The sequence below is a fragment of the Nonomuraea corallina genome, assembly GCF_027620315.1.
Classification (GTDB): Bacteria; Actinomycetota; Actinomycetes; order Streptosporangiales; family Streptosporangiaceae; genus Nonomuraea; species Nonomuraea corallina.
The window spans coordinates 1-25,880 of record NZ_JAPNNL010000100.1; the positions used below are offsets into that span (position 1 = coordinate 1).

Below are 25,880 nucleotides of genomic sequence, written 5' to 3' on the forward strand. Positions count from 1 at the left end.
CGGGGTCGGCGCCGACGGTCTCGGGGAAGCGGTCGTCGTGGCCGCGGGCGAGGACGTAGCCGAGCTTGGTCTCAGTGCTGGTCTCGGTGCTGGTCTCTGTACCGGTCTCTGTACCGGTTTCGGTGCCGGTCTCGGTGCTGGTCACGGTGCCGCCCGCCTCCCGGACGGCGGCGAGCGCGCTGGAACGCCGGCCGTCGGCGTAGAAGACGAGGTACTCGGTGTCCGCCGTGGCGGCGGCCGCCGGGGTCGCGGGGGCGGAGGGGGTGCAGGCGGTGAGCGTGACCGCCGTGGCCAGCGCTGTAAGGATGGGAGCAATTCGCCGCATTTCTCCCCTATCTTATGTCTTCTCCGAGAATGTGCATCTTCCCGACCTGCGGCAACTGATGCAACCCCTGCCCCGGTACGCCCCTCCCCCGGACAGCGCGAACGCCCGCCCCGGCGAGCGGGACGGGCGTTCGCGGACGCGTCAGACGAGCGGACGGGCCGTCGGCAGGATCGGGTACGGCAGCGCCGTGTCACCGGTCAGGTAACGGTCGACGCCGCTGGCGGCGGCGCGGCCCTCGGCGATCGCCCAGACGATGAGCGACTGACCGCGGCCCATGTCGCCGGCCACGAACACGCCGTCGACCTTGGACATGTAGGTCTTGTCACGCGCGACGTTGCCCCGGGCGTCGAAGAACCCCTCGCCGCCCAGCTCCGCCAGGTCCGCGAGCAGCGGGCCCCGCTCCGGGCCGACGAAGCCCATGGAGAGCGTGACCAGCTCTGCCGGGATCTCCCGCTCGGTGCCGGGGATCGGCTTGAAGCCGGCCTGCGGCCCCTCGACCTCGATCAGGCGCAGCGCCCTGACGTTGCCGTCGGAGTCGCCGGCGAACTCGGTGGTGGACACCGCGTACACCCGCTCCCCGCCCTGGACGGCGAGCTCCTCGTGGGCGCTCTCCATCTTGAACAGGATCGGGAACGTCGGCCACGGCTGCCCCGCCGGCCGCGCGGCCGGCGGCTGGGGCATGATCTCCAGCTGGGTGACGGACGCGGCGCCCTGCCGGATGGCGGTGCCGATGCAGTCGGCGCCGGTGTCGCCGCCGCCGATGACCACGACGTGCCTGCCCTCGGCGGAGATCGGGGAGACCTGGAGGTCGCCCTCCTGGACCTTGTTGGCCAGCGGCAGGTACTCCATCGCCTGGTGGACGCCCTTGAGGTCGCGGCCCGGCACCGGCAGGTCGCGCCACTGGGTGGCGCCGCCGCACAGCACCACCGCGTCGTACTGCTCGCGCAGCTCGGCGGCGGTGACGTCGAGGCCGACGTTCACACTGGTGCGGAACTCGGTGCCCTCGGCCCGCATCTGCGCCAGCCGGCGGTCGATGTGCCGCTTCTCCATCTTGAACTCGGGGATGCCGTAGCGCAGCAGGCCGCCGACCCGGTCGGCGCGCTCGTACACCACCACGTCGTGACCGGCGCGGGTGAGCTGCTGGGCGGCGGCCAGCCCGGCCGGGCCGGAGCCGACCACGGCCACCCGCTTGCCGGTCTTGCGCCGCGGTGGCTGCGGGGTGACCCAGCCCTCGGCGAACGCGCGGTCGATGATCTCGACCTCGACCCGCTTGATCGCCACCGGGTCGGCGTTGATGCCGAGCACGCACGCCGCCTCGCACGGAGCCGGGCAGAGCCTGCCGGTGAACTCCGGGAAGTTGTTCGTGGCGTGCAGCCGCTCGATCGCCTCGCGCCAGTCGGTGCGGTAAACCAGGTCGTTCCACTCGGGGATGAGGTTGCCCAGCGGGCAGCCGTTGTGGCAGAACGGGATGCCGCAGTCCATGCAGCGGGCCGCCTGCTTGGTCAGCTTGTCCTGCGAGAAGTCCTGGTAGACCTCACGCCAGTCGCCGATGCGGACGTCGACCGGGCGGCGCGCCGGCAGCTCCCGCTCGTGCGTGAGGAACCCCTTGGGGTCAGCCATCGGTACGCCTCCCTTAACCCTGAACGTCGTTGGTCGAGCACAGTCCGCCTTCATGGCCATGCTCCTTGCGGCGGGTCACGACTGCACCGCGGCCGCCATGACGGCCTCGTCGATGTCCCTGCCTTCGATCCTGGCGGCCTCCGCGGCCTCCAGGACCCGCTTGTAGTCGGTCGGCATGATCTTGCCGAACCGGCCGAGCGCGGCGTCCCAGTCGGCCAGCAGCTGCTTGGCGGCCGGGGAGCCGGTCTCGGCGAAGTGCTTCTCGACGGCCTCCTTGAGGAAGTCGGCGTCCTCCCCGGTGAGCGCCTCGATGGCGACCATCTCCCGGTTGACCCGCTCGGCCTTGAGGTCGAGCAGGTAGGCGACGCCGCCGGACATGCCGGCCGCGAAGTTGCGCCCGGTGGGGCCGAGCACGACCACCTTGCCGCCGGTCATGTACTCGCACCCGTGGTCGCCGACGCCCTCGACGACCGCGGTCGCGCCGGAGTTGCGCACGCAGAACCGCTCCCCGGCGACGCCGCGGATGAACACCTCTCCGGACGTGGCGCCGTACAGGCCGACGTTCCCGGCGATGATGTGGCCGTCGAGCGGCGCCTCCTCGTACGGCCGGAGCGTGATGCGCCCGCCGGACAGGCCCTTGCCGACGTAGTCGTTGGCGTCGCCGGTGAGCCGCAGCGTGATGCCGCGGGGCACGAACGCGCCGAACGAGTTGCCCGCCGAGCCGGTGAAGGAGATGTCGATGGTGTTGTCGGGCAGGCCCTTGCCGCCGTGGCGCTTGGTGACCTGGTAGCCCAGCATGGTGCCGACCGTGCGGTTCACGTTGCGGATCGGCAGGTCCAGCGTGACCGGCGTGCCGTCGTTGAGCGCGCCCTCGGCCAGCTGGATGAGGGTGTTGTCCAGGGCGTGCTCCAGGCCGTGGTCCTGGGCGCCGACCCGGCGCAGCGCCGCGCTCGCGGGCAGCTCCGGACGGTGCAGGATCGGCGACAGGTCGAGCCCGCTCGCCTTCCAGTGGTCCTCGGCGGCCGTGGTGTCGAGCATCTCGACGTGCCCGATGGCCTCGTCGAGCGAGCGGAAGCCCAGCTCGGCGAGATACTCGCGGATCTCCTCGGCGATGAACTCGAAGAAGTTGACCACGAACTCCGGCTTGCCGCTGAACCGCCTGCGCAGCTCAGGGTTCTGCGTGGCGACGCCCACCGGGCAGGTGTCGAGGTGGCAGACCCGCATCATCACGCAGCCGCTGACCACGAGGGGCGCGGTGGCGAAACCGTACTCCTCGGCGCCCAGCAGGGCGGCGATGACCACGTCCCTGCCGGTCTTGAGCTGGCCGTCGACCTGCACCACGATGCGGTCGCGCAGGTTGTTGAGCAGCAGCGTCTGCTGGGTCTCGGCCAGGCCGAGCTCCCACGGCGCGCCCGCGTGCTTGAGGCTGGTCAGCGGGGAGGCGCCGGTGCCGCCGTCGTGGCCGGAGATGAGCACCACGTCGGCGTGCGCCTTGGACACCCCGGCCGCGACCGTGCCGACGCCCACCTCGGCGACCAGCTTCACGTGGACCCTGGACTCCGGGTTGGCGTTCTTCAGGTCGTGGATGAGCTGGGCCAGGTCCTCGATCGAGTAGATGTCGTGGTGCGGCGGCGGCGAGATGAGGCCGACGCCGGGCGTGGAGTGGCGGGTCTTGGCGATCCACGGGTAGACCTTGTGGCCGGGCAGCTGGCCGCCCTCGCCGGGCTTGGCGCCCTGGGCCATCTTGATCTGCAGGTCGTCGGCGTTCACCAGGTATTCGGAGGTGACGCCGAACCGGCCGGAGGCCACCTGCTTGATCGCCGAGCGGCGGGCCGGGTCGTAGAGCCGCTCGGGGTCCTCGCCGCCCTCGCCGGTGTTGGACTTGCCGCCCAGCCGGTTCATCGCGATGGCGAGCGTCTCGTGCGCCTCCATCGAGATCGAGCCGTACGACATCGCGCCCGTGGAGAACCGCTTGACGATCTCCGAAGCGGGCTCGACCTCCTCGATCGGGATCGCCTTGCCGGGACGGAGCTTGAACAGGCCGCGCAGGGTCATCAGCCGCTCCGCCTGGGAGTCGACCAGGCCGGTGTACTCCTTGAAGATCTCGTAGCGGCGGGTGCGGGTGGCGTGCTGCAGCTTGAAGACGGTCTCGGGGTTGAACAGGTGGGGCTCGCCCTCGCGCCGCCACTGGTACTCGCCGCCGACCTGGAGCCGGCGGTGGGCGTTCTCGGCCCTCGGGTAGGCGTGCCGGTGACGCTCGGCGGCCTCCCTGGCGAGCACGTCGAAGCCGACGCCGCCGAGCCGCGAGGTGGTGCCGGTGAAGCAGGAGTCGATGACCTCCTGGCTGAGCCCGAGCGCCTCGAAGATCTGCGCGCCGGTGTAGGAGGCCACGGTCGACACGCCCATCTTGGACATGATCTTGATGACGCCCTTGCCGTACGCCTTGATCAGGTTGCGCACGGCCTTGCGCTTGTCGATCCGCAGCGCGCCGCCGTCCACCAGGTCCTCGACGGTCTCGATGGCGAGGTACGGGTTGACCGCGCCGGCGCCGTAGCCGATCAGCAGCGCCATGTGGTGGCACTCGCGGGCCTCGCCGGTCTCGACCACCAGGCCGATCTTGGTCCGGGTCTTCTCCTGGATGAGGTGGTGGTGCACCGCGCCGGTGAGCAGCAACGACGGGATGGGCGCGAGCGCCTCGCCGGAGCCGCGGTCGGACAGCACGATCACCCGGGCGCCGTCGGCGATGGCCTGCGAGACCTCGGCCCGGATCTCGTCCAGGCGGTGCAGCAGCGCCTCGCCGCCGCCCGCGACCTCGTACAGGCCGGAGACGACGTGCGGGTGGAGGCCCGGCAGGTCGTGCTCGTCGTTGATGTGGATGATCTTCGCGAGCTCGTCGTTGTCGATCACCGGGTACGGCAGCACGAGCTGGCGGCAGGACGTCGGGCCGGGGTCGAGCAGGTTGCCCTCGGGGCCGAGCGTGCTGGCCAGGCTGGTCACCAGCTCCTCGCGGAGCGCGTCCAGCGGCGGGTTGGTCACCTGGGCGAACAGCTGGCTGAAGTAGTCGAACAGCAGCCTGGGCTTCTCGCTGAGCACCGCGACCGGGGTGTCGGTGCCCATGGAGCCGATCGGCTCGATGCCGGAGCGGGCCATCGGGCTGAGGATGACGCGCAGCTCCTCCTCGGTGTAGCCGAAGGTCTGCTGCCGCTTGACGAGCGCCTCGTGGCTGGGGATCTCCCGCTGCCGCGCGGGCAGCTCCTCGAACCTGACCAGCCCGGCGTGCAGCCACTCCTGGTACGGCAGCGCGGCGGCCAGCTCGGCCTTGATCTCGTCATCCTCGATGATCTTGCCGCGGGCGGTGTCGATGAGGAACATCCGGCCCGGCTGCAGGCGGCCCTTGCGGACCACGTCCTCGGGCTTGAAGTCGAGCACCCCCGCCTCGGAGGCGAGCACGACGAGCCCGTCGGCGGTGACCCAGAAGCGGCCGGGGCGCAGGCCGTTGCGGTCGAGCACGGCGCCGGCGAGCGTGCCGTCGGTGAACGTGATCGACGCCGGGCCGTCCCAGGCCTCCATCATGGAGGAGTGGAACTCGTAGAAGGCGCGGCGCGCGGGATCCATCTCGGTGTGGTTCTCCCACGCCTCCGGGATCATCATGAGCACGGCGTGCGGCAGGCTGCGTCCGCCGAGGTGGAGCAGCTCCAGCACCTCGTCGAAGGAGGCGGTGTCGCTCGCGTCGGGGTCGCAGATCGGGAAGAGCCGCGCCAGGTCGCCGGGGATCAGGTCGGAGGCCAGCATGGCCTCGCGGGCGCGCATCCAGTTGCGGTTGCCCTTGACCGTGTTGATCTCGCCGTTGTGCGCGACGTAGCGGTACGGGTGGGCGAGCGGCCAGCTCGGGAAGGTGTTGGTGGAGAAGCGCGAGTGGACCAGCGCGATCGCGCTCTCGTAGCGCTCGTCGGACAGGTCCGGGAAGAACGGCTCGACCTGGTCGGGCGTGAGCATGCCCTTGTAGACGACCGTGCGCGCCGACAGGGACGGGAAGTAGACGTCCACCTCGTGCTCGGCCCGCTTGCGCAGGCAGAACGCGAGCCGGTCGAGTTCCGCCCCGCTCTCGCCGCCGGGCGAGGAGACGAAGAGCTGCTTGAAGTACGGCATGACCGCGCGGGCGGTCGGCCCCGGCAGCGTGTGGTCGACCGGCACGTCGCGCCAGCCGAGGACGGTCAGGCCCTCCTCGGCGGCGATCTCCTCGATCATGCCGGTGGCGATGGCCCGCGCCTGCTCGTCGATCGGCAGGAACGCGAGGCCGGTGGCGTACTGCCCGGCGCCGGGCAGCGGGAAGCCGGTGATCGCGCGGTAGAAGGCGTCGGGGATCTGGGTGAGGATCCCGGCTCCGTCGCCGGTGTCCGGCTCGCTACCCTTGGCCCCCCGGTGATCAAGATTGCACAGCGCCGTCAGAGCCTTGACCACGATCCCGTGCCCCCGGCGGCCCGCGACGTCGGCCACCATGGCGACACCACAGGCGTCATGCTCGTTGGCGGGGTGGTAGAGGCCCTGGGGCTCGGGGAACCCGAGGTGGGCAGCAGGCATTGCATCCCTCCCGTCGTCATCGTCTGTCTTGGACTGCTTACAGGCGGGGACGACGTTGGCCCTGCTGCGTTTCGTGTGTAGAGGTTACCGCACGCTGCCCGAATAGTGCCCATCGCGTCCACATCACGAACATTTCGCACGTTTCACCAGGTCAGCTGGCAGCCTCGTGACATCAGACGAACACGCAGGATTCGAGGACTGTGAACTTGGGTATGACGCCTTCTCAGGGCCGCCCCGTGGACGGGTGAGGCTTTCCGGACGCGCGACGGGGTTTTCGGACGCTCAGGTCGCGTCGAGGACGCGGGACTGGACGACGGCGCTCAGTCCGTCGAGATCGATGAGGGGCCGCACGAGGTCGGCGGCCGCGGCCCCCGGCGCGACCCCGGCCCAGCTGACCGTCACGTAGTGGCCCAGCGCGCGGACCTCCGCCCGGCTGCGGGCCGGGTCGAAGGCCACCGCCTGCCGGACGAACCCGTCCGAGGCGAGGGCCGCGACCAAGGCGTCGGCGGCGCGCCCGTCGGGGAGGTTGAGGATGACGAACTGCCCCGCCGCCCCCTCCCCCGCGTACGTCGCGCGCAGCGCCTGCGTGCATCCGCCGGCCTCGACCCCCCACAGCGCGTCCGCGCAGTCGGCGAACTCCTCGACGGCCTGGCGCCGCAGCTCCCCCAGGGTCCGCGTCGCGTCGGTGAAGACCTCGGCCGCCGTCAGCGGGCGGGGGTCGGCCTGGCGGGAGTCGACGAGCGCGTACAGCGCCGACGTGGGCTGGGCGCGCAGCGTCGCGGGGCGGGGCGCCTCCCGCCCCGACCACAGCCACGCCCCCGCCGCCAGGACGGCGAGCGCGGTCACCACCAGCGCCACGACGAGCCGGACCGGCACGCGGCCCTCCCGCGCCCCCTCCGGACGGTCGTCGCTGACGGGGCCGTCGGGTCCCCGGGAGCGGGCGCGCGTCACGAGCCCGGCCCGGTGATCGCCACGACCCGCTGGTAGACGGGCTTCTCGGCGCCGCGCAGGGTCAGGGCCAGCGACACGTAGTCGTCCCTGGCCGTCGGCTCCGCGCCGTCGGCCCTGCCGATCCACACCAGCCCCACGTAGTGGCCCAGAGCGTAGCCGCCCGCCTCGGTGTAGCCGCTCGCGGGGAAGGCCGCCTTCTCGCTCTTCAGCGGCAGGGTCCAGCCGCCCCGGTAGAGGGTCTTGAGCGACTCGACCAGCTCGGTGGCGGCCTGCCCGTCGCGCAGGTTGAGCAGGGTGTACTGGCCGACGTAACGGCCGTCGGAGCTGAGGTAGAGCCCGCGCGCGGCCTGGGTGCAGCCGGCCTGGGCCACCTGCTCGACCAGTTCCTCGCCCCACAGCGCGGCGGAGCAGTCGGCGTCGATCGCCCCGGCGACCAGCTTGAGCCTGAGCTTCTTCTCGCCGGTGAGCGTCTTCTGGGCGAAGACCTCCTTCTCGGTGAGGGGCGCGGCGTCCTTCTCGCGGTCGGAGACCGGATCGAACAGCTTGGGCGAGGACCAGCCGTGGAAGGTCTGCGGCAGCGCCGCGTCCGCCTGGGCCAGGGCCGCGCCCGTCCGGCGGTCGGGCGCGTAGGAGCCGAGCGAGGTCACCACGACGACGAGCCCTGCCCCGGCGGCCAGGGCGGCGACGACCGAGACGACGACGACGAGGAGCTTCTGCCGTTCGGGACGGACCCCCAGGTCGGTGAGGAGCGGGAGCTGCCAGTCCGAGCGCGGCGTCCGGCGGCGCCTGCGGGTGCGGGTCGGGCCGGTCACAGCGCCACGCCCTCGATCGCGTTGCCGAGCGCGAACGTCAGCCCGGCGGCCACGACGCCGACGATCAGCTGCCGCAGGCCCGAATACCACCAGCTGCGGGCGGTCACCGTCGAGGCGAGCGCGCCCGCGCCGAACAGCGCCGTGCACGACACCACGGCCGACACCCACAGCTCCGCCGCGCCGAACAGGTAGGGCAGCAGCGGCAGCGCGGCGCCGACGCCGAAGGACAGGAACGACGACACGGCCGCCAGTCTCGGCCTGGGCAGGTCGTCACGGGTGACGCCGAGCTCGCCGCGGGTGTGGAGCTCCAGCGCCTGATCCGGGTCACGGGAAAGCTGCCTGGCCACCTCGCCGGCGAGCGCCGGCTCGACGCCCCGGTCGATGAAGGAGCGGGTCAGCTCGGCCAGCTCGGCGTCGGGGTGGTCGGCCAGCTCGCGCGCCTCCACCTCGATCTCCCGCAGCGCCAGCTCACGCTGGCTGGCGACGGAGACGTACTCGCCGCCCGCCATGGAGAACGCGCCGGCGGCCAGCCCGGCGGCGCCCGCGAGCGCGATGACGCCGGTGTCGCCGGTGCCTCCGGCGACCCCGGCGATGAGCGCGAAGTTGGACACCAGGCCGTCCATCGCCCCGAACACGGACGGCCGCAGCCAGCCGCCGGTGACGTCGCGGTGCTGGTGGTGTGCCTCCGCGCGCTCACTCATCGGCTGTTCTTCTCCTCGGGTACGGCCTCGGCCTCCTGCCCGGCGGCCCGGGCCGGGGCCGCGGCCGGGTCCCCGGCGGCGCCCTCGGAGGTGTCCTTGGAGGTGTCCTTGGAGGTTTCTTCGGCGGTGTCCTTGGAGGCGTCTTCGGCCGCGTCCTCGGCGGGCCGGTCGTCGGCGGTCGCCGCGGCCTCGGCCTCGGGGTCGGCCTGCTCGGGCCGGTGCGCCGGGTCGGCGTCCTCGTCGGCCCGGACGTTGACGATCTCTTCGGAGGTCTTGTTCCTGGTGACCCAGAAGTAGACGAGGGCCCCGACGAAGAGCGCGATGGCGGTGAACTGGTTGATGCGCAGGCCCAGGAACTCCACCGCGTAGCCGATGCCGCCCACCGGGTCGATGCGCAGGCCCTCGATCCAGAACCGGCCCAGCGTGTAACCGGCGACGTAGAGGGCGAACAGCCGCCCGTGGTGCAGCGAGAACCGCTTGCCGGCGTAGATCAGGGCGAAGCCGAGCGCGACGTTCCACAGCGACTCGTACAGGAACGTCGGGTGGTAGAGCACGCCGGGCTCGCCGCCGTGCTCCAGGTCGATCTCCAGGCCCCACGGCAGCGTGGTGGGCGAGCCGTACAGCTCCTGGTTGAACCAGTTGCCCCAGCGGCCGATCGCCTGGGCGAAGGCGATGCCGGGCGCGACCGTGTCGGCGACGGCGCCGAGCGACAGCCCGCGCCGGCGGCACGCCCACCAGACGCCCACGCCGCCCAAGGCGATCGCGCCCCAGATGCCCAGACCGCCTTCCCAGATGAACAGCGCCTGGATGGGCTCCTTCTCCTGGCCGCTGAAGTAGAGCTGCCAGTCGGTGATGACGTGGTAGAGACGGCCGCCGATCAGACCGAAGATCACCGCGGGCACGGCGATGTCGATGATCGTGCCCTTCTCGCCGCCGCGAGCGCGCCAGCGGCGCTCGCCCAACCAGACGGCGACGACCACGCCGAGCACGATGCAGAGCGCGTAGGCCCTGATCGGAATGAATCCGAGATACCAGACCCCGTCGGAAGGGCTGGGAATCGAGGCTAGGGGCATGTCGGTGAGGGTAGCGGACACGGCGCTACTTGGCCGCCTCGGTGATGGTTTGGCGCAGCTCCTGCGGCGTGAACGCCACGCTGTTGTCGATCGCGGTGCCGTTGACCTTGATGGTCGGCGTGCCCTCGATCTTCTGCTCGTCGCCGATCTTCTGGCTGTAGGCGAGCTGGGCCTGCGCGTACTTCTGGGAGGTGACGCACTCGGCGAAGGCGGGGTCGGTGATGCCCGCGTCCTCGCCCCAGGCGACCAGATCGTCCAGCTTGAAGCCCTCGCCGGCCTCGCTGGGCTGGTTCTCGAAGAGCAGGTCGTGGTAGGTCATCCACTTGGCGCCCTCGGTGACGCACCGCGCGGCCGCGCCGGCCCGCACCGAGTTGGACTTGGTCGGCTCCTGGGAGAAGATCGTGATCGGGTGGAAGACGACCTTGGCCAGGCCCTCGGCGGCGAGGTTCTTCAAGGTGGGGCCGCTGACCCGCTCCAGCTCGCGGCAGGCGGGACACTGGTAGTCCTCGTAGACGTCGACCACCGGCCGCTCGACACCCTGCTTGGCCATCACCACGGCGCCGTCGGGCTGCACGGTGATGGGCGCCAGCGCCTCGCCGGCCTGCTCCGACTGCGACCTGCTCGCCGCGTACCACCAGCCCGCGCCGACGGCGGCGAGCGCGACCGCGCCGGCCGTCACGTAGGTGACGAGCTTCTTGCGCCGCTCCCGCACGCGGTCGGCGGCGCGCTGCTGCTCGATCTTCTCACGCGCCGACTTCGCCCGGTCGCCCTTGCCCATCGCCGTTCTCCTCTTCTGTGGTCAGGTGGTCCATCCCCGCCAGGCCCAGCGGCCGGTCGAGCGCGAAGCGCCCGGGCGGGAAGCGCACGATCCAGGCGCCCAGCAGCACGAAACCGAAGTCACGCAGGATGTCGACGAGGTACGTCGGCTCCTGTCCGGCGCCGAGCTCGCCGCCGCCGCCGAAGCAGCCGCAGTCGATGCGCAGCCCGTTGGCCCACGCCCAGGCGATGCCGAAGACGAAGGCCAGCATGAGCAGCGCGGCTGCCACCGCCGCGACCCTGGTCATGAGACCGATGACCAGCAGCACGCCGATCACGATCTCCGCGATCGGCAGGGCGTAGCCCACCGTCGTGGCCACCGAGTCGGGCAGCAGCTCGTACGCTCTGACCGCCACGACGGACTCGGACGGGTTGCCTATCTTGAGCCCACCGGCCGCGATCAGCACCCCGCCCAGGCCCAGCCGGGCGGCGGTCGTCACCCAGGGTACCGCCGATCTGGCGTTGCGTGACGCATCCGAGGCGTTCACGGGCTGTCTCCTCTTCGCTGTGTACCGGGAAAGCGCACAGTATCGGGAACCATCTGATCACGCTGCCGATAAGTCTCGGCTAAGCCTCGATTGCCGCAGGTGACCGGGGGCATGGCGAAGCTCCCCGGGCGTGCCGGGGAGCGGTCGGCGCCGGGTCAGCCGCGGGCGCGCACCCCCTGCGCCATGTCCCGGGCCAGCTCCTTGATCGCGTCGCGGCCCGCGGCCTCGTCGGGCGCGTCCAGCATGCGGCGGATGAAGGCCGAGCCGACGATGACGCCGTCGGCGTAACGGGCGACCTCGGCCGCCTGCTTGCCGGTGCCGACCCCGAGGCCGACGCACACGGGCAGGTCGGTGTGCGCGCGGGTGCGCTTGACCAGGCCCTCGGCCGCGACGTTGACCGACTCCCTGGCGCCCGTGACGCCCATGAGCGAGGCCGCGTACACGAACCCGGTGCAGCGGGCCACGACCGCCTGGATGCGCTCGTCGGTCGAGCTGGGCGCGACCAGGAACACGGTGTCGATGCCGGCCCCGGCGGACGCCTCGCACCACGGCCCCGACTCCTCGGGGGTCAGGTCGGGCGTGATGGTGCCGACGCCGCCGGCGCTCGCCAGGTCACGGGCGAAGCGGTCGGCGCCGTAGCGGTCGATCGGGTTCCAGTAGGTCATCACGAGCGTCGCCGCGCCGGTGGCCGCCACGCCCTCGACGGTGCGCAGCACGTCGGCGATGCGGGTGCCGTTGACCAGGGAGCGGTGCACCGCGTCCTGGATGGTCGGGCCGTCCATCAACGGGTCGGAGTAGGGCAGGCCGATCTCGATGACGTCGCAGCCCGCCTCGACCAGGGCCGCGGCCGCGGCGATGGCGCCGTCCTTGGTCGGGAAGCCCGCGGGCAGGTAGCCGACGAGGGCGGCCCGGTTGTCCGCCTTGGCCTTGGCGAACACCGTCTGGAGAGTCGTCATTGGTGGTCCTGGTCGTCAGAGGTTGAAGTACTTCATGGCCGTGCCCATGTCCTTGTCGCCACGGCCGGAGAGGTTGACCAGGATGGTCGCCCCGGGACCCAGCTCGCGGCCGAGCTCCAGCGCGCCGGCCAGCGCGTGGGAGGACTCGATGGCCGGGATGATGCCCTCGGTCCTGGCCAGCAGCGAGAACGCCTCCATGGCGGCGTCGTCGGTGACGCCGTGGTAGACGGCGCGGCCGCTGTCCTTGAGCCAGGCGTGCTCGGGGCCGACGCCGGGGTAGTCGAGACCGGCCGAGATCGAGTGGGACTCGATGGTCTGGCCCTCGTCGTCCTGCAGCACGTACGTGCGCGAGCCGTGGAGCACGCCGACCGACCCGGCGGTGAGGGTGAGGGCGTGCTCACCGCTCTCCAGGCCGTGTCCCGCGGCCTCGTAGCCGTGCAGCTGGACGCCCTCGTCGCCGATGAAGGCGTGGAAGATGCCGATGGCGTTGCTGCCGCCGCCGACGGCGGCGCACACGGCGGTGGGCAGCGCGCCGGTCAGCTCGATCATCTGGCGGCGGGCCTCGACGCCGATGATGCGGGCGAAGTCGCGCACGATCTCGGGGAACGGGTGCGGGCCCGCGACGGTGCCGAACAGGTAGTGGGTGGTGTCGACGTTGGTGACCCAGTCGCGGAACGCCTCGTTGATGGCGTCCTTGAGCGTCTTGGAGCCGTTGTGGACCGGGATGACCGTGGCGCCGAGCAGCTTCATCCTGGCGACGTTGAGCGCCTGGCGCTCGCAGTCGACCGCGCCCATGTAGATCACGCACTCCAGGCCGAGCAGCGCGGCGGCGGTGGCGGTGGCCACGCCGTGCTGGCCGGCGCCGGTCTCGGCGATGACGCGCTTCTTGCCGAGCCGCTTGGTCAGCAGGGCCTGGCCGAGCACGTTGTTGATCTTGTGGGCGCCGGTGTGGGTGAGGTCCTCGCGCTTGAGGATGACCCGCGCGCCGCCCGCCTGCTCGCTGAAGCGCGGCACGTCGGTGAGCGTGGTCGGCCTGCCCGCGTACGTGCGCAGCAGATGGTCGAACTCGGCCAGGAAGCGCGCGTCGGAACGGGCCTCGGCATAGGTGCGGGCGACCTCGTCGAGCGCCGGGATGAGCGCCTCGGGCACGAACCGGCCCCCGAAGATGCCGAACTTGCCCCGCGCGTCGGGGTCGTCGCCGTGGACGCCGTTGCCGGCGAGGTCGGCGGCGGTCAGGATCGTGCCTTCGTTTGCCACTGCTATCCCTCTGCTCCGTGGTCGGGGCGTGTCGCGGGGTGGGCGCCGGCGGTGACCAGCGCCTCCACGGCCTTGCGCGGATCCTTGCCGGTGACCAGGCTCTCCCCCACCAGCACCGCGTCGGCGCCCGCCCTGGCGTAGGCGAGCAGGTCGTGCGGCCCGCGCACGCCCGACTCCGCGATCTTGATGACATTATCGGGCACCTTCGGCGCCAGCTTGCTGAAGACGTCGCGGTCGACTTCGAGAGTTTTGAGATTGCGGGCGTTGACCCCGATCACGCGGGCGCCGGCCGCGACGGCCCGGTCGAGCTCCTCCTCGGTGTGGATCTCGACGAGGGGGGTGAGCCCGATGGACTCGGCGCGCTCGATCAGCGACACCAGGGCCTCCTGCTCCAGGCAGACGACCATGAGCAGCGCCAGGTCGGCGCCGTGGGCCCGGGCCTCCCAGAGCTGGTAGGAGGTGAGGATGAAGTCCTTGCGCAGGATGGGGATGTCGACGCGGGCGCGCACGGCGGCCAGGTCGTCGAGGCTGCCGCCGAACTTGCGCCGCTCGGTCAGCACGCTGATCACGTGGGCGCCGCCCGCCTCGTAGTCGGCGGCGAGCGCCGCGGGGTCGGCGATCGCGGCCAGCGCGCCCTTGGACGGGCTGGAGCGCTTGACCTCGGCGATCACCGAGACCCGGTCGCCGCCGAGCGCGGCGAGCGCGTCGCGCGGCGCGGGGGCCCGCCCGGCCCGCTGCTTGAGCTCGTCAAGCGACACGGCCTGCTGACGTGCGGCGAGGTCGGCACGCACCCCGTCGAGGATGTCGTCGAGGACGCTGGGCCCTTCGGTCCGCTCACTCACGCGCTTGGGGTCCCTCCGGTCGGCAGTGGGGGTGGAGGCCGGCAGTTCGCAAGGCGTCCGCTCCCGGCCCCGTCTCTGCGATGGTATCGGCCCCGGCGAGGTCGGCTCGCCACAGGGGGGCCGACTAGGGAGCGAGAAACGCCCCGAACGGGAGATTGCGGACGACCCAATAGACCATCACGATCGCCAGGAAGGCCCACAGGTAGGCGGGATGCGCGAGCGTGGTCCGCCGGGGCCTGCCCCGCCAGGCGTTCACCATCCAGCGGCCCCACCAGAACAGCAGGAAGGGGACCATCGCCAGGGCGAGCGGGTTCAGCCCGAGCGCCGCCACCGGGTCGAGATGGGCCAGGGCGTGGATGGTGCGCAGCGTGCCGCAGCCCGGGCAGTAGAGACCGGTCGCCCACAGGAAGGGGCAGGTCGGGTAGTTGCCCGGCTGGTTGGGGTCGATCGTGCCGACGACCGCCAGGACGGCGCCGGCCGCCGCGGCCACGCCGAGCGGCGCGAGCACTGACTTGAACCGGTCAGCGCCGCGCCGATCGAGATTCGTGTCGGTCATGGGTGCCTGTCAGCTGTAGACGGTGACGCTGGCCGCGAGGATGAACCCGAAGATGACATAGCCCACGATGATGAGGATCCACAGGGCGATGCCCGCGATCAGTGAGCGCTTCCACCAGGTCTTGGCCTCCTCCGACGCGGCCATCGCGCCCTGCACGTCCCCGATCTGCCACTTCTGGTTGACCTGAGTGGACTTGACGATCGAGACGATGCCCGCCGGAAGGCAGCAGAACAGCGTCGTCAGGATGGCGGGGACCAGGTGGTTGTCCGGCGGGGTGCCGTAGCCGCCGGGCTGCTGGCCGTAGCCGGGGGGCTGGCCGCCGTAACCACCGCCACTCGGAGGCTGCTCACCGTAGCCGCCGTAGCCACCGCCGCTGGGAGGCTGCTGACCGTAGCCGCCACCGCTCGGAGGCTGCTGACCGTAGCCACCGCCGCTCGGAGGCTGCTCACCGTAACCGCCGTAACCGCCGCCGCTCGGGGGCTGCTGGCCGTAACCGCCACCGCTGGAAGGCTGCTGGCCGTATCCGCCACCGGGAGGCTGGGCGCCATAACCGCCGTCGCCCTGGTTTCCGTAACTCATGTCGCTTAACTCCTCATGTCGTCAGTTCGCAGCGAGGTGCGCGCGCAGCCTAGCGACAAACATTGGGCGACATGTAACAACTTTCACCTTGCGGGCAACTTGTCATTCGCCTGCAAAACCTCAGTAGCTCGTGGAAGCCGCGCCCGCGAGGCCCAGCAGCGCCAGCCAGGCGCCACCGAAGAGCAGCCACAGCAGCAGCCACAGCACGATCGTGATGTACGAGGTGACGAGCCCCGCCATGGCCATGCCCTGGCCCTCCTCACCGGTCTGCTTGATCCGGGCCATCGCGATGTGGCCGCAGATGGCGCCGGGGATGCTGGTGAGGCCGCACAGGACCAGACCGACGATGCCGAGCACCAGCGAGGTCACGGCCAGCCCGTTGGTGGCCCTGGCCTGGACCGGCGGACCGTAGGCGTTGTAGGGCTGGCTGTAGGGCTGCTGCCCGTACCCGCCGCTGGGCGGCTGCTGACCGTAGGCGTAGGAGCCGCTGGAGGGCTGCTGCCCGTACCCGCCACCGCTCGGAGGCTGCTGGCCGTAGCCACCCCCGCTGGAGGGCTGCTCACCATAGCCGCCGCCACTCGACGGCTGCTGACCATAGCCGCCGGGCGGCTGTTCACCATAGCCGCCACCGCTGGAAGGCTGCTGGCCGTAACCGCCCCCGCTGGGCGGCTGCTGGCCGTAGCCGCCGGCGGGCGGTTGCTGGCCGTAGCCACCGCCTCCGGGCGGCTGCTGACCGTAGCCGCCGCCGGGCGGCTGGGCACCGTACCCGCCCTCGTCTCCATAGCTCATGAGCTCGGCTCCTCGTCACGGTCGTGCGGCCGGCCGGCCGCACGAGATCCAATCCGCAAAGTCAACTGCGTACGGAAGAACCACAGCCACAGCCTCGCCCCCGGGCACGAGCGCGTTCCCGAGCGGATTCCCCGTCCGAAGACGAACTTAGCGCGATTCGGTGGGGTCGTCTCCCCGGTCGAGCGCATCCCACAGGGCCCGGTCCCCGTCGGTCTGGGCCCTGGGCCCGTCGGCGGCTCGCTCGTACCGGTCGGACATGCCCGCCCACCTGCCGCCCCGCACCACGGCGAGAACCCCGCCGGCGAACACCAGCAGCGCGCCGAGCCCGGCGACCATGGGCCACCCCACCGCGAGATCCCATTCCAGCGGGCCCGCCGCGCCGAGCACGTTGTGCTCGCGCAGCCAGGTCTCGATCCCCGGCTCGGCGGTGGCCCCCCACACGGCGGCCAGGGCGCCGAGCCCGCACAGCGCCAGCAGCGAGCCGACGATCCGCCGCCCGGCCCCCTTGGTGACCAGCACGGCCACCACTCCGGCCAGTCCGGCCAGCGCGAGCGGGGTCAGCACAGGGCTCAGGTCGCCGCCGGTGGGGACCGTCATCTCGCCGCTCCCCCGTACGGCGCCTACCCAGTCGCGGCCGGCGGCGAGCAGCACGAGCAGGCAGCCCGCGGCGGTCAGCGCCGCCCACAGCCACGGCTCGCGCGCCGGGGCGCTCTTCCCGGGGGCCACCTACCGCTCCGCGGGCTCCGGGGCGGCGCCCCGGACGGCCCGCAGCCGGTCTGCGTCGAAGCACGTGCGGTCACCGGTGTGGCAGGCCGCGCCCACCTGGTCGACCCGGACCAGCAGCGTGTCGCCGTCGCAGTCGAGAGCCACCTCTCGGACGTACTGGACGTGTCCTGAGGTGTCGCCCTTGACCCAATATTCCTGGCGGCTGCGGGACCAGTACGTGGCCCTGCCCGTGGTGAGCGTGCGATGCAGCGCCTCGTCGTCCATCCAGGCGAGCATGAGCACCTCTCCGGTGTCATGCTGCTGGACGATCGCGGGCACCAGCCCGTCGCCGTCGCGCTTCAGTCTCGCGGCGATCTCGGCATCAAGCGGCATGCCGCCATTCAACCAGGCCCGCGGCATGCCCTTCGCACCCCCCATCCGGCGTGCCACCACGCCATCCCCGGTCCCGGTGGGACGGCCTGCTCGCGCGGGTCAGTCGAGTGCCTGCCCGAGGGTGTCGTAGATCGGGAAGAGCGGGGCCAGGTTGGTGCGGCGGAGCCGACGCAGGACCTGCCCGTCGGGCGCCACCAGCGCCATCGTGCCGTCGCGCTCGCGCAGGGCGGCCAGCTGGCGCACCAGCACGCCCAGACCGGTCGTGTCGATGAAGGTCAGCCCGCTGAGGTCGACGACCAGACGCGGCCCGTAGGTCCGCACCGCCTCGGCGAGGCAGGCCCGCACCTCCGACACGTTGTCCGCGTCGACCTCTCCGGCCAGGCTGACCACGGTCCGCTCCCCATGCCGGCAACGCGTCATCCGCAGCACTTCCAACGCCATGCTCCTCACGCCTCGTGTGCCAAGGCGACCCCCGACCGAAGCTACACCTTCTCCCGGTTCGTCACTGACTGTTTTACGGAGAACGCGGTGCGTGAGATCACTTGGGGCGGTAGGTTCGGCGGCATCCCGCGGTAGGGAGTCCGTCGTGATCCGCGGCACCGGCCCAGCCCTTCGGGGCCGGCTGGCCCGTACGGCCGGACACCGTCCGCGGCACAGAGGCGACCCCCGCGCGTCAAATAGCGGATGGGTGCGGGATGTGCCGGAGTTGGGCGCGAGTGCGGTGGGGGATGCGCGGGCAGGTGTTCTCGGCGACGTTCGCGAGCGGCGGGCTCACGCTGCTGCGCCGGGCCGTCATGGCCTGTGCCGCCGAGGAGGGGTGGGCGGGCCGGGGTCTGGAGGACTTCGTGGTGGTGGTCAACGAGATCGTCACCAACGCCGTCCGGCACGGCGGAGGCGGCGGGCGGCTGCGGCTGTGGCGGTGGCACGGGCGGCTGTGGTGCGAGGTCGCCGACGACGGGCCGGGCCTGCCTCCCGGCTGGAGCACGGCGACGCCGCCGCCCGTGGGGTCCGAGGCGGGCGGGCGCGGCCTGTGGCTGGCGCGGCGGCTGTGCGACCAGCTCATGATCGTGTCAGGCCCGGCGGGCACGACGGTGACCTTCGCGGCCCGTCCCCGCAGCCCTTGACCGGGCTGCCCGGAGCCGCTCCCAACCGGCGAAACCCGGGAAAGGACACCCGCAAGCACGCACGCGGAGGTCAGGCGCGGGCGGCGGAGATCCAGGACGCGTGCAGGTCCGCGTACACGCCCGGCTCCCGCACCAGTTCGGCGTGCGGGCCGCGCTGGACGAGCCGGCCGCCGTCGAACACGAGGATCTCGTCGGCGTTCTCCGCGGTCGACAGGCGGTGTGCGATGGTGACGGCGGTGCGGCCGCGGGTGACGCCTTCGAGGGCGCGGGCCAGGCGCACCTCGGTGGCCGGGTCCACGGCCGAGGTGGCCTCGTCGAGCAGCAGCAGGTCGGGGTCGGCCAGGTAGGCGCGGGCCAGCGCGACCAGTTGCCGCTCGCCCGCCGACAGCGACTCGCCGCGCTGGCCCACCGGGGTGTCGAGGCCGGCGGGCAGCCCGTCGAGCCAGTCGGCGAGGCCCAGTTCGGTGAGGGCGAGGGTGATCTGGTCGCGGGTGGCCGACGGCTTGCCGTACCGGATGTTCTCCTCCAGCGTGCCGTCGAACAGGAAGCCGTCCTGCGGCACCATGACGATGCGCTCGCGCAGCGAGGAGAAGCGGATGTCGCGCAGGTCGTGGCCGTCGACGACGACCTGGCCGGAGACGGGGTCCATGAGGCGGGTGAGCAGCTTGGCGAAGGTGGTCTTGCCGGAGCCGGTCTCGCCGACGACGGCGACCCGGGAGCGCGGCGGGATGGCCACGGTGACGCCGCGCAGCACGGGCGGGCCGCCTGGGTAGGCGAACTCGACGCCCTCGAAGGAGACGGAGATCGGGCCGCGCGGCAGTTCGACGCCGCCGTCGCCGGGGTCGGCCACGTCGGCGGGGGTGTCGATGACGCCGAGCACGCGCCGCCAGCCGGCGATGGCGTTCTGTGCCTCGTTGAGCACTTCGGTGGCGGTCTGCATGGGCGCCACGAACAGGGTGATGAGGAACAGGAACGCGACCAGCTTCCCGGCCGTGATGTCTCCCCCCAGGCCGAGCCGTACGCCGAGCACGACGACGCCGGTGATGGCCAGGGCCGCCACGATCTCGGTCAGCGGGAACACGAACCCGACGATGGTCTGCGCCCTGACCTGGGCGGCCTTGTTGGCGTCCACGGCCTTGTCGATGCGCTCGGCGGTGCGCCGCTCGGTGGCGTAGGCGCGGATGACGGCGGCGCCGACGACGGACTCGCTGACCGCGGCGAGCATGTCGCCGGTGCGCTCGCGTACCCGGGTGTAGGCGGCCGACAGCCAGCGCTGGAAGCGCGGCAGCGCGATCATCAGCGGCACGAAGCAGGCCCAGACCAGGAGGGTGAGCTGCCAGGAGTAGACGAACATGAGCACCGTGGCGATGAGCAGCTGCCCGAACGCCATGATGATCATCAGTCCGCCCCACTGCATGAACGTGCTGATCTGGTCGATGTCGTTGGTGACCCGGGAGACCAGCGCGCCGCGCCGCTCGGTGTTCTGGGTGAGCACCGACAGGTCGTGTACGTGCCGGAAGCCGCGCACCCGCAGCGTGGCCAGCGACGACTCGGTGGCCTTGTAGAGGCGGACGTTCATCAGGTACGCGGCCAGCGCGGTCAGCAGCACCGCGGCGGCGCACACCGCGACCATCCGGGTGATGTACGGCAGATCGGGGGCGCCGGCGGCGATCCCGGTGTCGATGGTCTGCTGCACGGCCAGCGGCACGATGATCTTGCCGCAGGTGGCGATCGTGGCCAGCACGAGCGTGAGGCCCAGACCCGTGCGGAACTCGGGGGTCAGCGACAGGCCGTGCCTGACCACCCCCCAGGCGGATCTCTCGGCCCCGGCGCCGATGCGCCCGCTCTCGACGACGGTCATGCGCTGACTTCTTCCTCTTCGAGGCCGGTTCCGGGGTCGGCGTCCGGGTCGGCGTCCGGGTCGGCGTCCGCGTCGAGGGCGGAGCGCTCCAGTTCCTCGCGCTCGTAGGCGGTGACCAGGTCGCGGTAGCCGGGGCAGCGGTCCAGCAGTTCCTCGTGGGTGCCGCGGTCGGTGATCCGGCCGCGGTCGAGGAAGACGACCTCGTCGGCGAGTGCGATCGTGGCCATCCGGTAGGCGACGACCACGACGGTCGACGCCTCGGCCCGGTCCCGCAGCCCGTACAGGATCCTGGCCTCGACCTGGGGGTCGACGCTGGAGGTGGCGTCGTCGAGCAGGAGCAGGCGTGGCTCGCGGACGACGGCGCGGGCCAGCGCGAGGCGCTGGCGCTGGCCGCCGGACAGGGTGGCGCCGCGTTCGCCGACGCGGGTGCCGAGGCCGTCGCCGAGCCGGGCGACGAAGCCGTCGGCCTGCGCCACGCGCAGCGCCTCCCACACCCGCTCGTCCGTGACGGGCAGGTCCAGCGCGATGTTGCCGCGTACGGTGTCGTCGAACAGGAACGTCTGCTGGGGCACCAGCGCCACGGACCGGGCGACCGCGCCGTAGGGCAGGTCGCGCAGGTCCACGCCGTCGAGCCGGATCTGGCCGGAGCCGGGGTCGACCAGGCGGGCCAGCAGCTGCACCAGCGTCGACTTGCCGGAGCCGGTCGGCCCGACCAGCGCGACGGTGCGCCCGGCGGGCACGTCGAAGGTGACGTCATGCAGCACCTCGGCGTCGCCGTAGGCGTAGGAGACGTCCTTGACCTCCAGCGAGGCGGGGCCGTCGGCCCGCGGCGCGGCCTCGCCGTAGGTCATGGAGCCCTCGGCCTCCAGCACGGCCTGCACCCGGCTCCAGCCGACGACGCTGCGCGGCAGTTCGGCCAGCACCCAGCCGAGGGCCCGGATCGGGAACGACAGCAGCGTGAACAGGTAGGCGATCTGGACGAGCTGCCCGGAGTCGATCGAGCCGGTGGACATCCGCAGCGCGCCGACGGCGAGGACGGCGAGCACGCCGAGCGTCGGCAGCGCCTCCAGCATCGGGTCGAACAGGCCGCGCACCCTGCCGACGGCGATGTTGGCGTCGCGCAGCTCGTGGGCGCGGCGGCGGAAGCGGTCGGTCTCCCGTTCCTCCCTGCCGAGGGTCTTGACGACGAGCGCGCCGTCGAAGCTCTCGTGGGCGATCTCGCTCACCTCGGCCCTGAGCTGCTGGGCCCGGGTCGCCAGAGGGCTGAGCCGGCGCTGGTAGACGAGGTTCAGCAGCGCGATGGCCGGGAAGATCAGGAAGCCGACCAGGGCGAGCATGAGGTCGGTGAGCAGGATGCCGATCGCCGCGGTGAACAGCATGACGACCACGCCGACGGCCATCGGCAGCGGGGCGAGCGGCCCCCAGGCGGCCTCGGCGTCGGAGCTGGCGTTCGACAGCAGCTGGCCGGTGGGGTGACGGTGGTGCCAGGCGAGCGGCAGCCGCAGGTACTGCTTGGTGACGTCGCGGCGGGAGCGGGCCTGCATGCGGTACTGCATGAGACCGGCCAGGATGCGCCGCCCGGCCACGCCCAGCGCCTTGAGCAGGGCCGTGCCCATGATGAGCAGCACCCCGGTCCAGAGTGTGCCGGACGCGACCTGTCCCCGGTCGAACGCGGGAAGCACGACGTTCTCGGTCGCCCACCCGAGCGCCCAGGCGGAGGCGACGGTCATCCCTCCGTAGACGGCGCTCGCCAGCACGGCGAAGGTGAACACCACCTTCTCGGTGCGGATGGCCACCCCAAGGACGCGCAGTCCTTGGCGCATGACGGCCGAGGTGACCTTGTTCGCCACTCGGAGCATTCCTTCCAGCCTGACTTTTCTACGTAAGTCACTATCACGTCTGATCGCCCCGTTATTCCCACAGGTAAAGTTGACGATGTGACTCACGCCCGTAGCGAACGCGCCGCCCTCTGCGACCTGCTGGACCGACTCGGCCCGGGAGAGCCGACGCTCTGCGCGGGCTGGGACACCTACGACCTGGCCGCCCACCTGGTGCTGCGTGAGCGCCGCCCGGACGCGATGCCGGGCATCGCGCTGCCCGCGCTGGCCGGCCGCACCGCCTCCGTGCAGCGCGCGCTGAAGGCCAAGCACCCGTTCCCCGAGCTGGTCGGCCTGGTCCGCAAGCCGGGCGGGGTGTACCGGCTGTCGTTCCTCGACACCGCCGTCAACACGATCGAGTACTTCGTCCACCACGAGGACGTGCGCCGCGCCCAGCCGGACTGGGCGCCGCGCGAGCTGCCCGCAGACCTTGAGGACCTGATCTGGAAGCGGCTGTCGGGGATGGCGAAGATGATGCTGCGCCGCTCCCCCGTCGGCGTGGTGCTCCACCGCCGGGGCGGCGGCGCCAGGTCCGTCGTCCTGGGCGGCGCCCAGCAGGGCCCCAAGGTCGAGGTGAGCGGCCCGGCGAGCGAGCTGCTGCTGTTCTGCTTCGGCCGGCAGGAGCACTCCAGGGCCGAGGTGACCGGCGACGCCGAGGCGGTCGAGCGGCTCAGGAGCGCCCGGCTGGGCGTCTGACCGGCGCCCGCGCCATGGTGACCATTGTCACGGTGCACGCTCACCTGGGCCGCGCGAAACCCCCTGCGCATAAGCCGCTCCCGCGGGGCCGGCAGGCCGTAGCATGGGCTACGAACAAGCCCCCCGGTTAGGATCATGAACATCTTCATAGAAGATGCAAGGTGATCGCCCAGATCCGGGTATATACGGCTGGGAACGGACTGCAGGAGGCCCCCCATGCAGGTCAAGAAGGTGCTCACGTACGTGTTGGTCGCGTTCGTAGTCTTCTACCTGTTCACCCGGCCGGCCGACGCCGCCGCCGCGGTCAACGGAGTGTTCGACGGAATCATCAACGGAGCCAATCAGCTGGCCGTCTTCTTTACCAACGTCTTGACCTGATGGTCGGTCCTGTCTGCGCGAAAGGCTTTCACGCGCCGTCACGTCGTGTGACGCAGGCAGGATGACAGATCGTCCAGGCGCCACCACGCTCCATCAGCCCGGCCCCCGGGGGTCAGGCGCGTCCTTGAGCGAGCGGAGCTCGAAGGCGCGGAGCTGATCCGCTTCTCCACGCCGGCGACGGCGTCATCCGCGGCGAGGCCACCTCACGGCCGCGCCTCGGGGAGCGGATCACCTCCGGCATCGCGCACACGGTGGCCGTGCCGGCGATGAACATGCTCGACCAGTCGCAGGACGTCGAGCAGCCGGGTCCGGTGAGCGAGGTGCGCACCGTTCGCGACCCTTCACCTCTGTCGCCCTCCCCCACCGGCGGCGTCCGCGGACGGGACGCCGCCCACGAGGGCTGCCAACCCCTGCGGGGTGTGCTAGCGGACGGGGTGTCCGGCCTGCCGCAGGGTCTCCTTCACCTCGGAGATCTTCAGGGTGCCGAAGTGGAACACGCTGGCGGCCAGCACCGCGTCGGCGCCCGCCGCCACCGCCGGCGGGAAGTCCTCCAGGCGTCCCGCGCCGCCGCTGGCGATCACCGGCACCCGCACCACGGCCCTGACCGCCCGCAGCATCTCCAGGTCGTAGCCGTCGAGGGTGCCGTCGCCGTCCATCGAGTTGAGCAGGATCTCACCGGCGCCCAGCTCCTCGCCCCGGGCCGCCCACTCCACCGCGTCGATGCCGGTGCCGCGCCGGCCGCCGTGGGTGGTGACCTCGAAGCCGCTCGGCGTGCCCGGGGCCCGCCTGGCGTCGACCGACAGCACCACGCACTGCGCGCCGAACCGGCGCGACGTCTCGGTGAGCAGCTCCGGCCGGGCGATCGCGGCGGTGTTGAGCGACACCTTGTCGGCCCCGGCGCGCAGCAGCCGGTCGACGTCGTCGGCCGACCGGACGCCGCCGCCCACGGTGAGCGGGATGAACACCTGCTCCGCGGTCCGGCGCACCACGTCCAGCATGGTCTCGCGCTCGCCGGAGGAGGCGGTGATGTCGAGGAAGGTCAGCTCGTCGGCGCCCTCCTCGTCATAGCGCCTGGCCAGCTCCACCGGGTCGCCCGCGTCACGCAGGTTCTCGAAGTTGACGCCCTTGACCACGCGCCCGGCGTCGACGTCCAGGCAGGGGATCACCCTGACGGCTACGGTCATGCTCTGTGTGCCTCTATCTCGATCTCTACCAGCATCCGCGGGTCCACCAGACCGGCCACCCGCACACCGGTGCAGGCCGGCCGGACCGTGCCGAACACCTCCGCGATGGCGGCGCCGACCGGGTCGAAGTGACGCTGCTCCACCACGTAGTAGCGCACCATCACGACGTCCTCGCGCGACAGCCCGCCCTTGGCCACGGCTTCGAGGGCGATCTCCATGGCGGTGAGCGCCTGCAGGTGCGCGTCGCCCACGTGGCGGACCTCACCGGCGACGGTCGAGGTGCAGCCCGAGACGATGACCCGGCCTCCGGCGATGACTGCTCGAGCGTATCCGTACTTCTCCTCCCAGATACCACCCGAAAACACCCGCATGCCGGTGCTCTCCATGCTCATGGCGCCCATCACGCCCCCTCCCGATGGCGATCTAACTGCGGACCGTGGCCAGCGCGCTCTCCAGAGTGAACGCCTGGGCGTACAGAGCTCTGCCCACGATGGCCCCCTCCACGCCGTCCGGGACGAGCGAGGCGAGGGCGGCCAGGTCATCGAGCGACGAGATGCCGCCGCTGGCGACGACGGGCCGGTCGGTGCGGGCGCAGACCTGCTTCAGCAGGTCGAGGTTGGGGCCCTTGAGTGTGCCGTCCTTGGTCACGTCGGTGACCACGTAACGGGGGCAGCCGTCGGCCTCCAGCCGGTCGAGCACCTCCCACAGGTCGCCTGCGTCCTCGGTCCAGCCGCGGGCGGCGAGGGTGGTGCCGCGCACGTCCAGGCCGACCGCGATCTTGTCACCGTGCTCGGCGATGATCTTGCGGCACCAGTCGGGCTTCTCCAGCGCGGCCGTGCCGATGTTGACCCGGCGGCAGCCGGTGGCCAGCGCCGCGGCCAGCGACTCGTCATCGCGGATGCCGCCGGACAGCTCCACGTTCACGTCCAGCCGGCCGATCAGGTCGGTGATCAGCTCACGGTTGGAGCCGCGGCCGAACGCCGCGTCCAGGTCGACCAGATGGATCCACTCCGCGCCCGCCTCCTGCCAGGCCAGCGCGGCGGCCAGCGGCTCGCCGTAGCCGGTCTCGGTCCCGGCCTCGCCCTGGACGAGCCGTACGGCCTGGCCGTACGCGACGTCCACGGCGGGGAGCAAAACGAGCGACATCAAGTCCTCCGGTCGAAAGCGAGGGTGACGAGAACGGGCAGCAGGAGCAGGGAGAAGACCAGGACGCCGAAGCTGAGCAGCGGCGAGCCCCACAGTAGCCAGGCCAGCGCCTGCACGAGCAGGAAACCGAGCGCGACGACGGCGTTCTGGGCGCGCTGGCGGCGGGCCAG

The 25,880-nt window shown here is 71.8% G+C and carries 25 protein-coding genes and 2 pseudogenes; 4 read left to right on the forward strand and 23 right to left on the reverse strand.

Annotated features, from left to right (window positions below):
- The 18 genes and pseudogenes from OUY22_RS22835 to OUY22_RS22920 form a co-directional block, all read right to left on the reverse strand.
- Nucleotides 1-325, reverse strand: a pseudogene (locus OUY22_RS22835) (hypothetical protein); the annotation flags it as partial.
- 141 nt (nt 326-466) lie between these two features.
- Complete coding sequence (locus OUY22_RS22840; RefSeq protein WP_270157136.1) at nt 467-1,945, reverse strand: glutamate synthase subunit beta; 1,479 nt, start codon at nt 1,943-1,945, stop codon at nt 467-469.
- A gap of 75 nt (nt 1,946-2,020) precedes the next feature.
- Nucleotides 2,021-6,526, reverse strand: coding sequence for a glutamate synthase large subunit (gene gltB, locus OUY22_RS22845; RefSeq protein WP_270157137.1), 4,506 nt, complete (start codon nt 6,524-6,526; stop codon nt 2,021-2,023).
- Nucleotides 6,527-6,808: 282 nt separating this feature from the next.
- Nucleotides 6,809-7,402, reverse strand: a complete 594-nt coding sequence (locus tag OUY22_RS22850) for a hypothetical protein (protein WP_270157138.1) — start codon at nt 7,400-7,402, stop codon at nt 6,809-6,811.
- A 71-nt stretch (nt 7,403-7,473) separates the two neighbouring features.
- Complete coding sequence (locus OUY22_RS22855; RefSeq protein ID WP_270157139.1) at nt 7,474-8,289, reverse strand: hypothetical protein; 816 nt, start codon at nt 8,287-8,289, stop codon at nt 7,474-7,476.
- Nucleotides 8,286-8,990, reverse strand: coding sequence for a VIT1/CCC1 transporter family protein (locus tag OUY22_RS22860; RefSeq protein ID WP_270157140.1), 705 nt, complete (start codon nt 8,988-8,990; stop codon nt 8,286-8,288). Before OUY22_RS22860 ends, OUY22_RS22855 begins: the two co-directional genes overlap by 4 nt.
- On the reverse strand, nt 8,987-10,063 hold the full coding sequence (lgt, locus tag OUY22_RS22865; protein ID WP_270157141.1) for a prolipoprotein diacylglyceryl transferase: 1,077 nt from the start codon (nt 10,061-10,063) through the stop codon (nt 8,987-8,989). Before lgt ends, OUY22_RS22860 begins: the two co-directional genes overlap by 4 nt.
- A 25-nt stretch (nt 10,064-10,088) precedes the next feature.
- On the reverse strand, nt 10,089-10,841 hold the full coding sequence (locus tag OUY22_RS22870) for a DsbA family protein (protein ID WP_270157142.1): 753 nt from the start codon (nt 10,839-10,841) through the stop codon (nt 10,089-10,091).
- Nucleotides 10,807-11,367 carry a DoxX family protein gene (locus OUY22_RS22875; RefSeq protein WP_270157143.1) on the reverse strand — a complete coding sequence of 187 codons (561 nt, stop codon included), beginning with the start codon at nt 11,365-11,367 and terminating at the stop codon, nt 10,807-10,809. Before OUY22_RS22875 ends, OUY22_RS22870 begins: the two co-directional genes overlap by 35 nt.
- A gap of 155 nt (nt 11,368-11,522) precedes the next feature.
- Nucleotides 11,523-12,323: a tryptophan synthase subunit alpha gene (trpA, locus tag OUY22_RS22880; RefSeq protein ID WP_270157144.1), complete on the reverse strand. Its 801-nt coding sequence runs from the start codon at nt 12,321-12,323 to the stop codon at nt 11,523-11,525.
- Between the two features lie 15 nt (nt 12,324-12,338).
- A complete protein-coding gene (gene trpB / locus OUY22_RS22885; protein ID WP_270157160.1) occupies nt 12,339-13,559 on the reverse strand; it encodes a tryptophan synthase subunit beta in 1,221 nt (406 codons plus the stop codon).
- A gap of 23 nt (nt 13,560-13,582) precedes the next feature.
- A complete protein-coding gene (gene trpC / locus OUY22_RS22890) occupies nt 13,583-14,422 on the reverse strand; it encodes an indole-3-glycerol phosphate synthase TrpC (RefSeq protein ID WP_270157145.1) in 840 nt (279 codons plus the stop codon).
- A 124-nt stretch (nt 14,423-14,546) separates the two neighbouring features.
- On the reverse strand, nt 14,547-14,978 hold the full coding sequence (locus tag OUY22_RS22895) for a DUF2752 domain-containing protein (protein ID WP_270157146.1): 432 nt from the start codon (nt 14,976-14,978) through the stop codon (nt 14,547-14,549).
- A 9-nt stretch (nt 14,979-14,987) separates the two neighbouring features.
- Nucleotides 14,988-15,557 (reverse strand): CD225/dispanin family protein, encoded by a 570-nt coding sequence (locus OUY22_RS22900; RefSeq protein ID WP_270157147.1) that lies wholly within the window; start codon nt 15,555-15,557, stop codon nt 14,988-14,990.
- Nucleotides 15,558-15,677: 120 nt separating this feature from the next.
- Nucleotides 15,678-16,346, reverse strand: a complete 669-nt coding sequence (locus tag OUY22_RS22905) for a DUF4190 domain-containing protein (RefSeq protein ID WP_270157148.1) — start codon at nt 16,344-16,346, stop codon at nt 15,678-15,680.
- Between the two features lie 147 nt (nt 16,347-16,493).
- Nucleotides 16,494-17,072, reverse strand: coding sequence for a Trp biosynthesis-associated membrane protein (locus OUY22_RS22910; RefSeq protein ID WP_270157149.1), 579 nt, complete (start codon nt 17,070-17,072; stop codon nt 16,494-16,496).
- A complete protein-coding gene (gene hisI, locus OUY22_RS22915; protein WP_270157150.1) occupies nt 17,073-17,444 on the reverse strand; it encodes a phosphoribosyl-AMP cyclohydrolase in 372 nt (123 codons plus the stop codon).
- Between the two features lie 99 nt (nt 17,445-17,543).
- Nucleotides 17,544-17,885, reverse strand: a complete 342-nt coding sequence (locus tag OUY22_RS22920) for an STAS domain-containing protein (protein ID WP_270157151.1) — start codon at nt 17,883-17,885, stop codon at nt 17,544-17,546.
- A gap of 287 nt (nt 17,886-18,172) precedes the next feature.
- On the opposite strand from OUY22_RS22920, the gene OUY22_RS22925 reads away from it, so the two are divergent.
- Nucleotides 18,173-18,568, forward strand: a complete 396-nt coding sequence (locus OUY22_RS22925) for an ATP-binding protein (protein ID WP_270157152.1) — start codon at nt 18,173-18,175, stop codon at nt 18,566-18,568.
- 70 nt (nt 18,569-18,638) lie between these two features.
- Here OUY22_RS22925 and OUY22_RS22930 read toward each other — a convergent pair whose 3' ends face one another.
- Nucleotides 18,639-20,429 (reverse strand): ABC transporter ATP-binding protein, encoded by a 1,791-nt coding sequence (locus OUY22_RS22930; protein ID WP_270157153.1) that lies wholly within the window; start codon nt 20,427-20,429, stop codon nt 18,639-18,641.
- Nucleotides 20,426-22,288: an ABC transporter ATP-binding protein gene (locus OUY22_RS22935; protein WP_270157154.1), complete on the reverse strand. Its 1,863-nt coding sequence runs from the start codon at nt 22,286-22,288 to the stop codon at nt 20,426-20,428. The genes OUY22_RS22930 and OUY22_RS22935 overlap by 4 nt, the downstream gene beginning before the upstream one ends.
- Before the next feature lie 78 nt (nt 22,289-22,366).
- Here OUY22_RS22935 and OUY22_RS22940 point away from each other — a divergent pair, with 78 nt between their 5' ends.
- From OUY22_RS22940 to OUY22_RS36950, 3 genes and pseudogenes are all read left to right on the forward strand, one after another.
- Entirely contained in the window at nt 22,367-23,002 is a 636-nt protein-coding gene (locus OUY22_RS22940; RefSeq protein WP_270157155.1) for a TIGR03085 family metal-binding protein, read from the forward strand.
- A 216-nt stretch (nt 23,003-23,218) separates the two neighbouring features.
- The gene (locus OUY22_RS22945) at nt 23,219-23,380 is read left to right on the forward strand and encodes a hypothetical protein (RefSeq protein ID WP_270157156.1); all 162 of its coding nucleotides are present in this window, start codon (nt 23,219-23,221) and stop codon (nt 23,378-23,380) included.
- Between the two features lie 227 nt (nt 23,381-23,607).
- A pseudogene (locus OUY22_RS36950) lies at nt 23,608-23,667 on the forward strand (hypothetical protein); the annotation flags it as partial.
- A 135-nt stretch (nt 23,668-23,802) separates the two neighbouring features.
- Here the strand turns inward: OUY22_RS36950 and hisF are convergent.
- From hisF to priA, 3 genes are read right to left on the reverse strand one after another with little or no spacing between them, the layout of a single operon-like run.
- On the reverse strand, nt 23,803-24,564 hold the full coding sequence (gene hisF, locus OUY22_RS22950) for an imidazole glycerol phosphate synthase subunit HisF (protein ID WP_270157157.1): 762 nt from the start codon (nt 24,562-24,564) through the stop codon (nt 23,803-23,805).
- A complete protein-coding gene (locus OUY22_RS22955) occupies nt 24,561-24,956 on the reverse strand; it encodes a Rid family hydrolase (protein ID WP_270157158.1) in 396 nt (131 codons plus the stop codon). The genes hisF and OUY22_RS22955 overlap by 4 nt, the downstream gene beginning before the upstream one ends.
- A 31-nt stretch (nt 24,957-24,987) precedes the next feature.
- Entirely contained in the window at nt 24,988-25,710 is a 723-nt protein-coding gene (gene priA / locus OUY22_RS22960) for a bifunctional 1-(5-phosphoribosyl)-5-((5-phosphoribosylamino)methylideneamino)imidazole-4-carboxamide isomerase/phosphoribosylanthranilate isomerase PriA (protein ID WP_270157159.1), read from the reverse strand.
- Nucleotides 25,711-25,880: the final 170 nt, after the last annotated feature.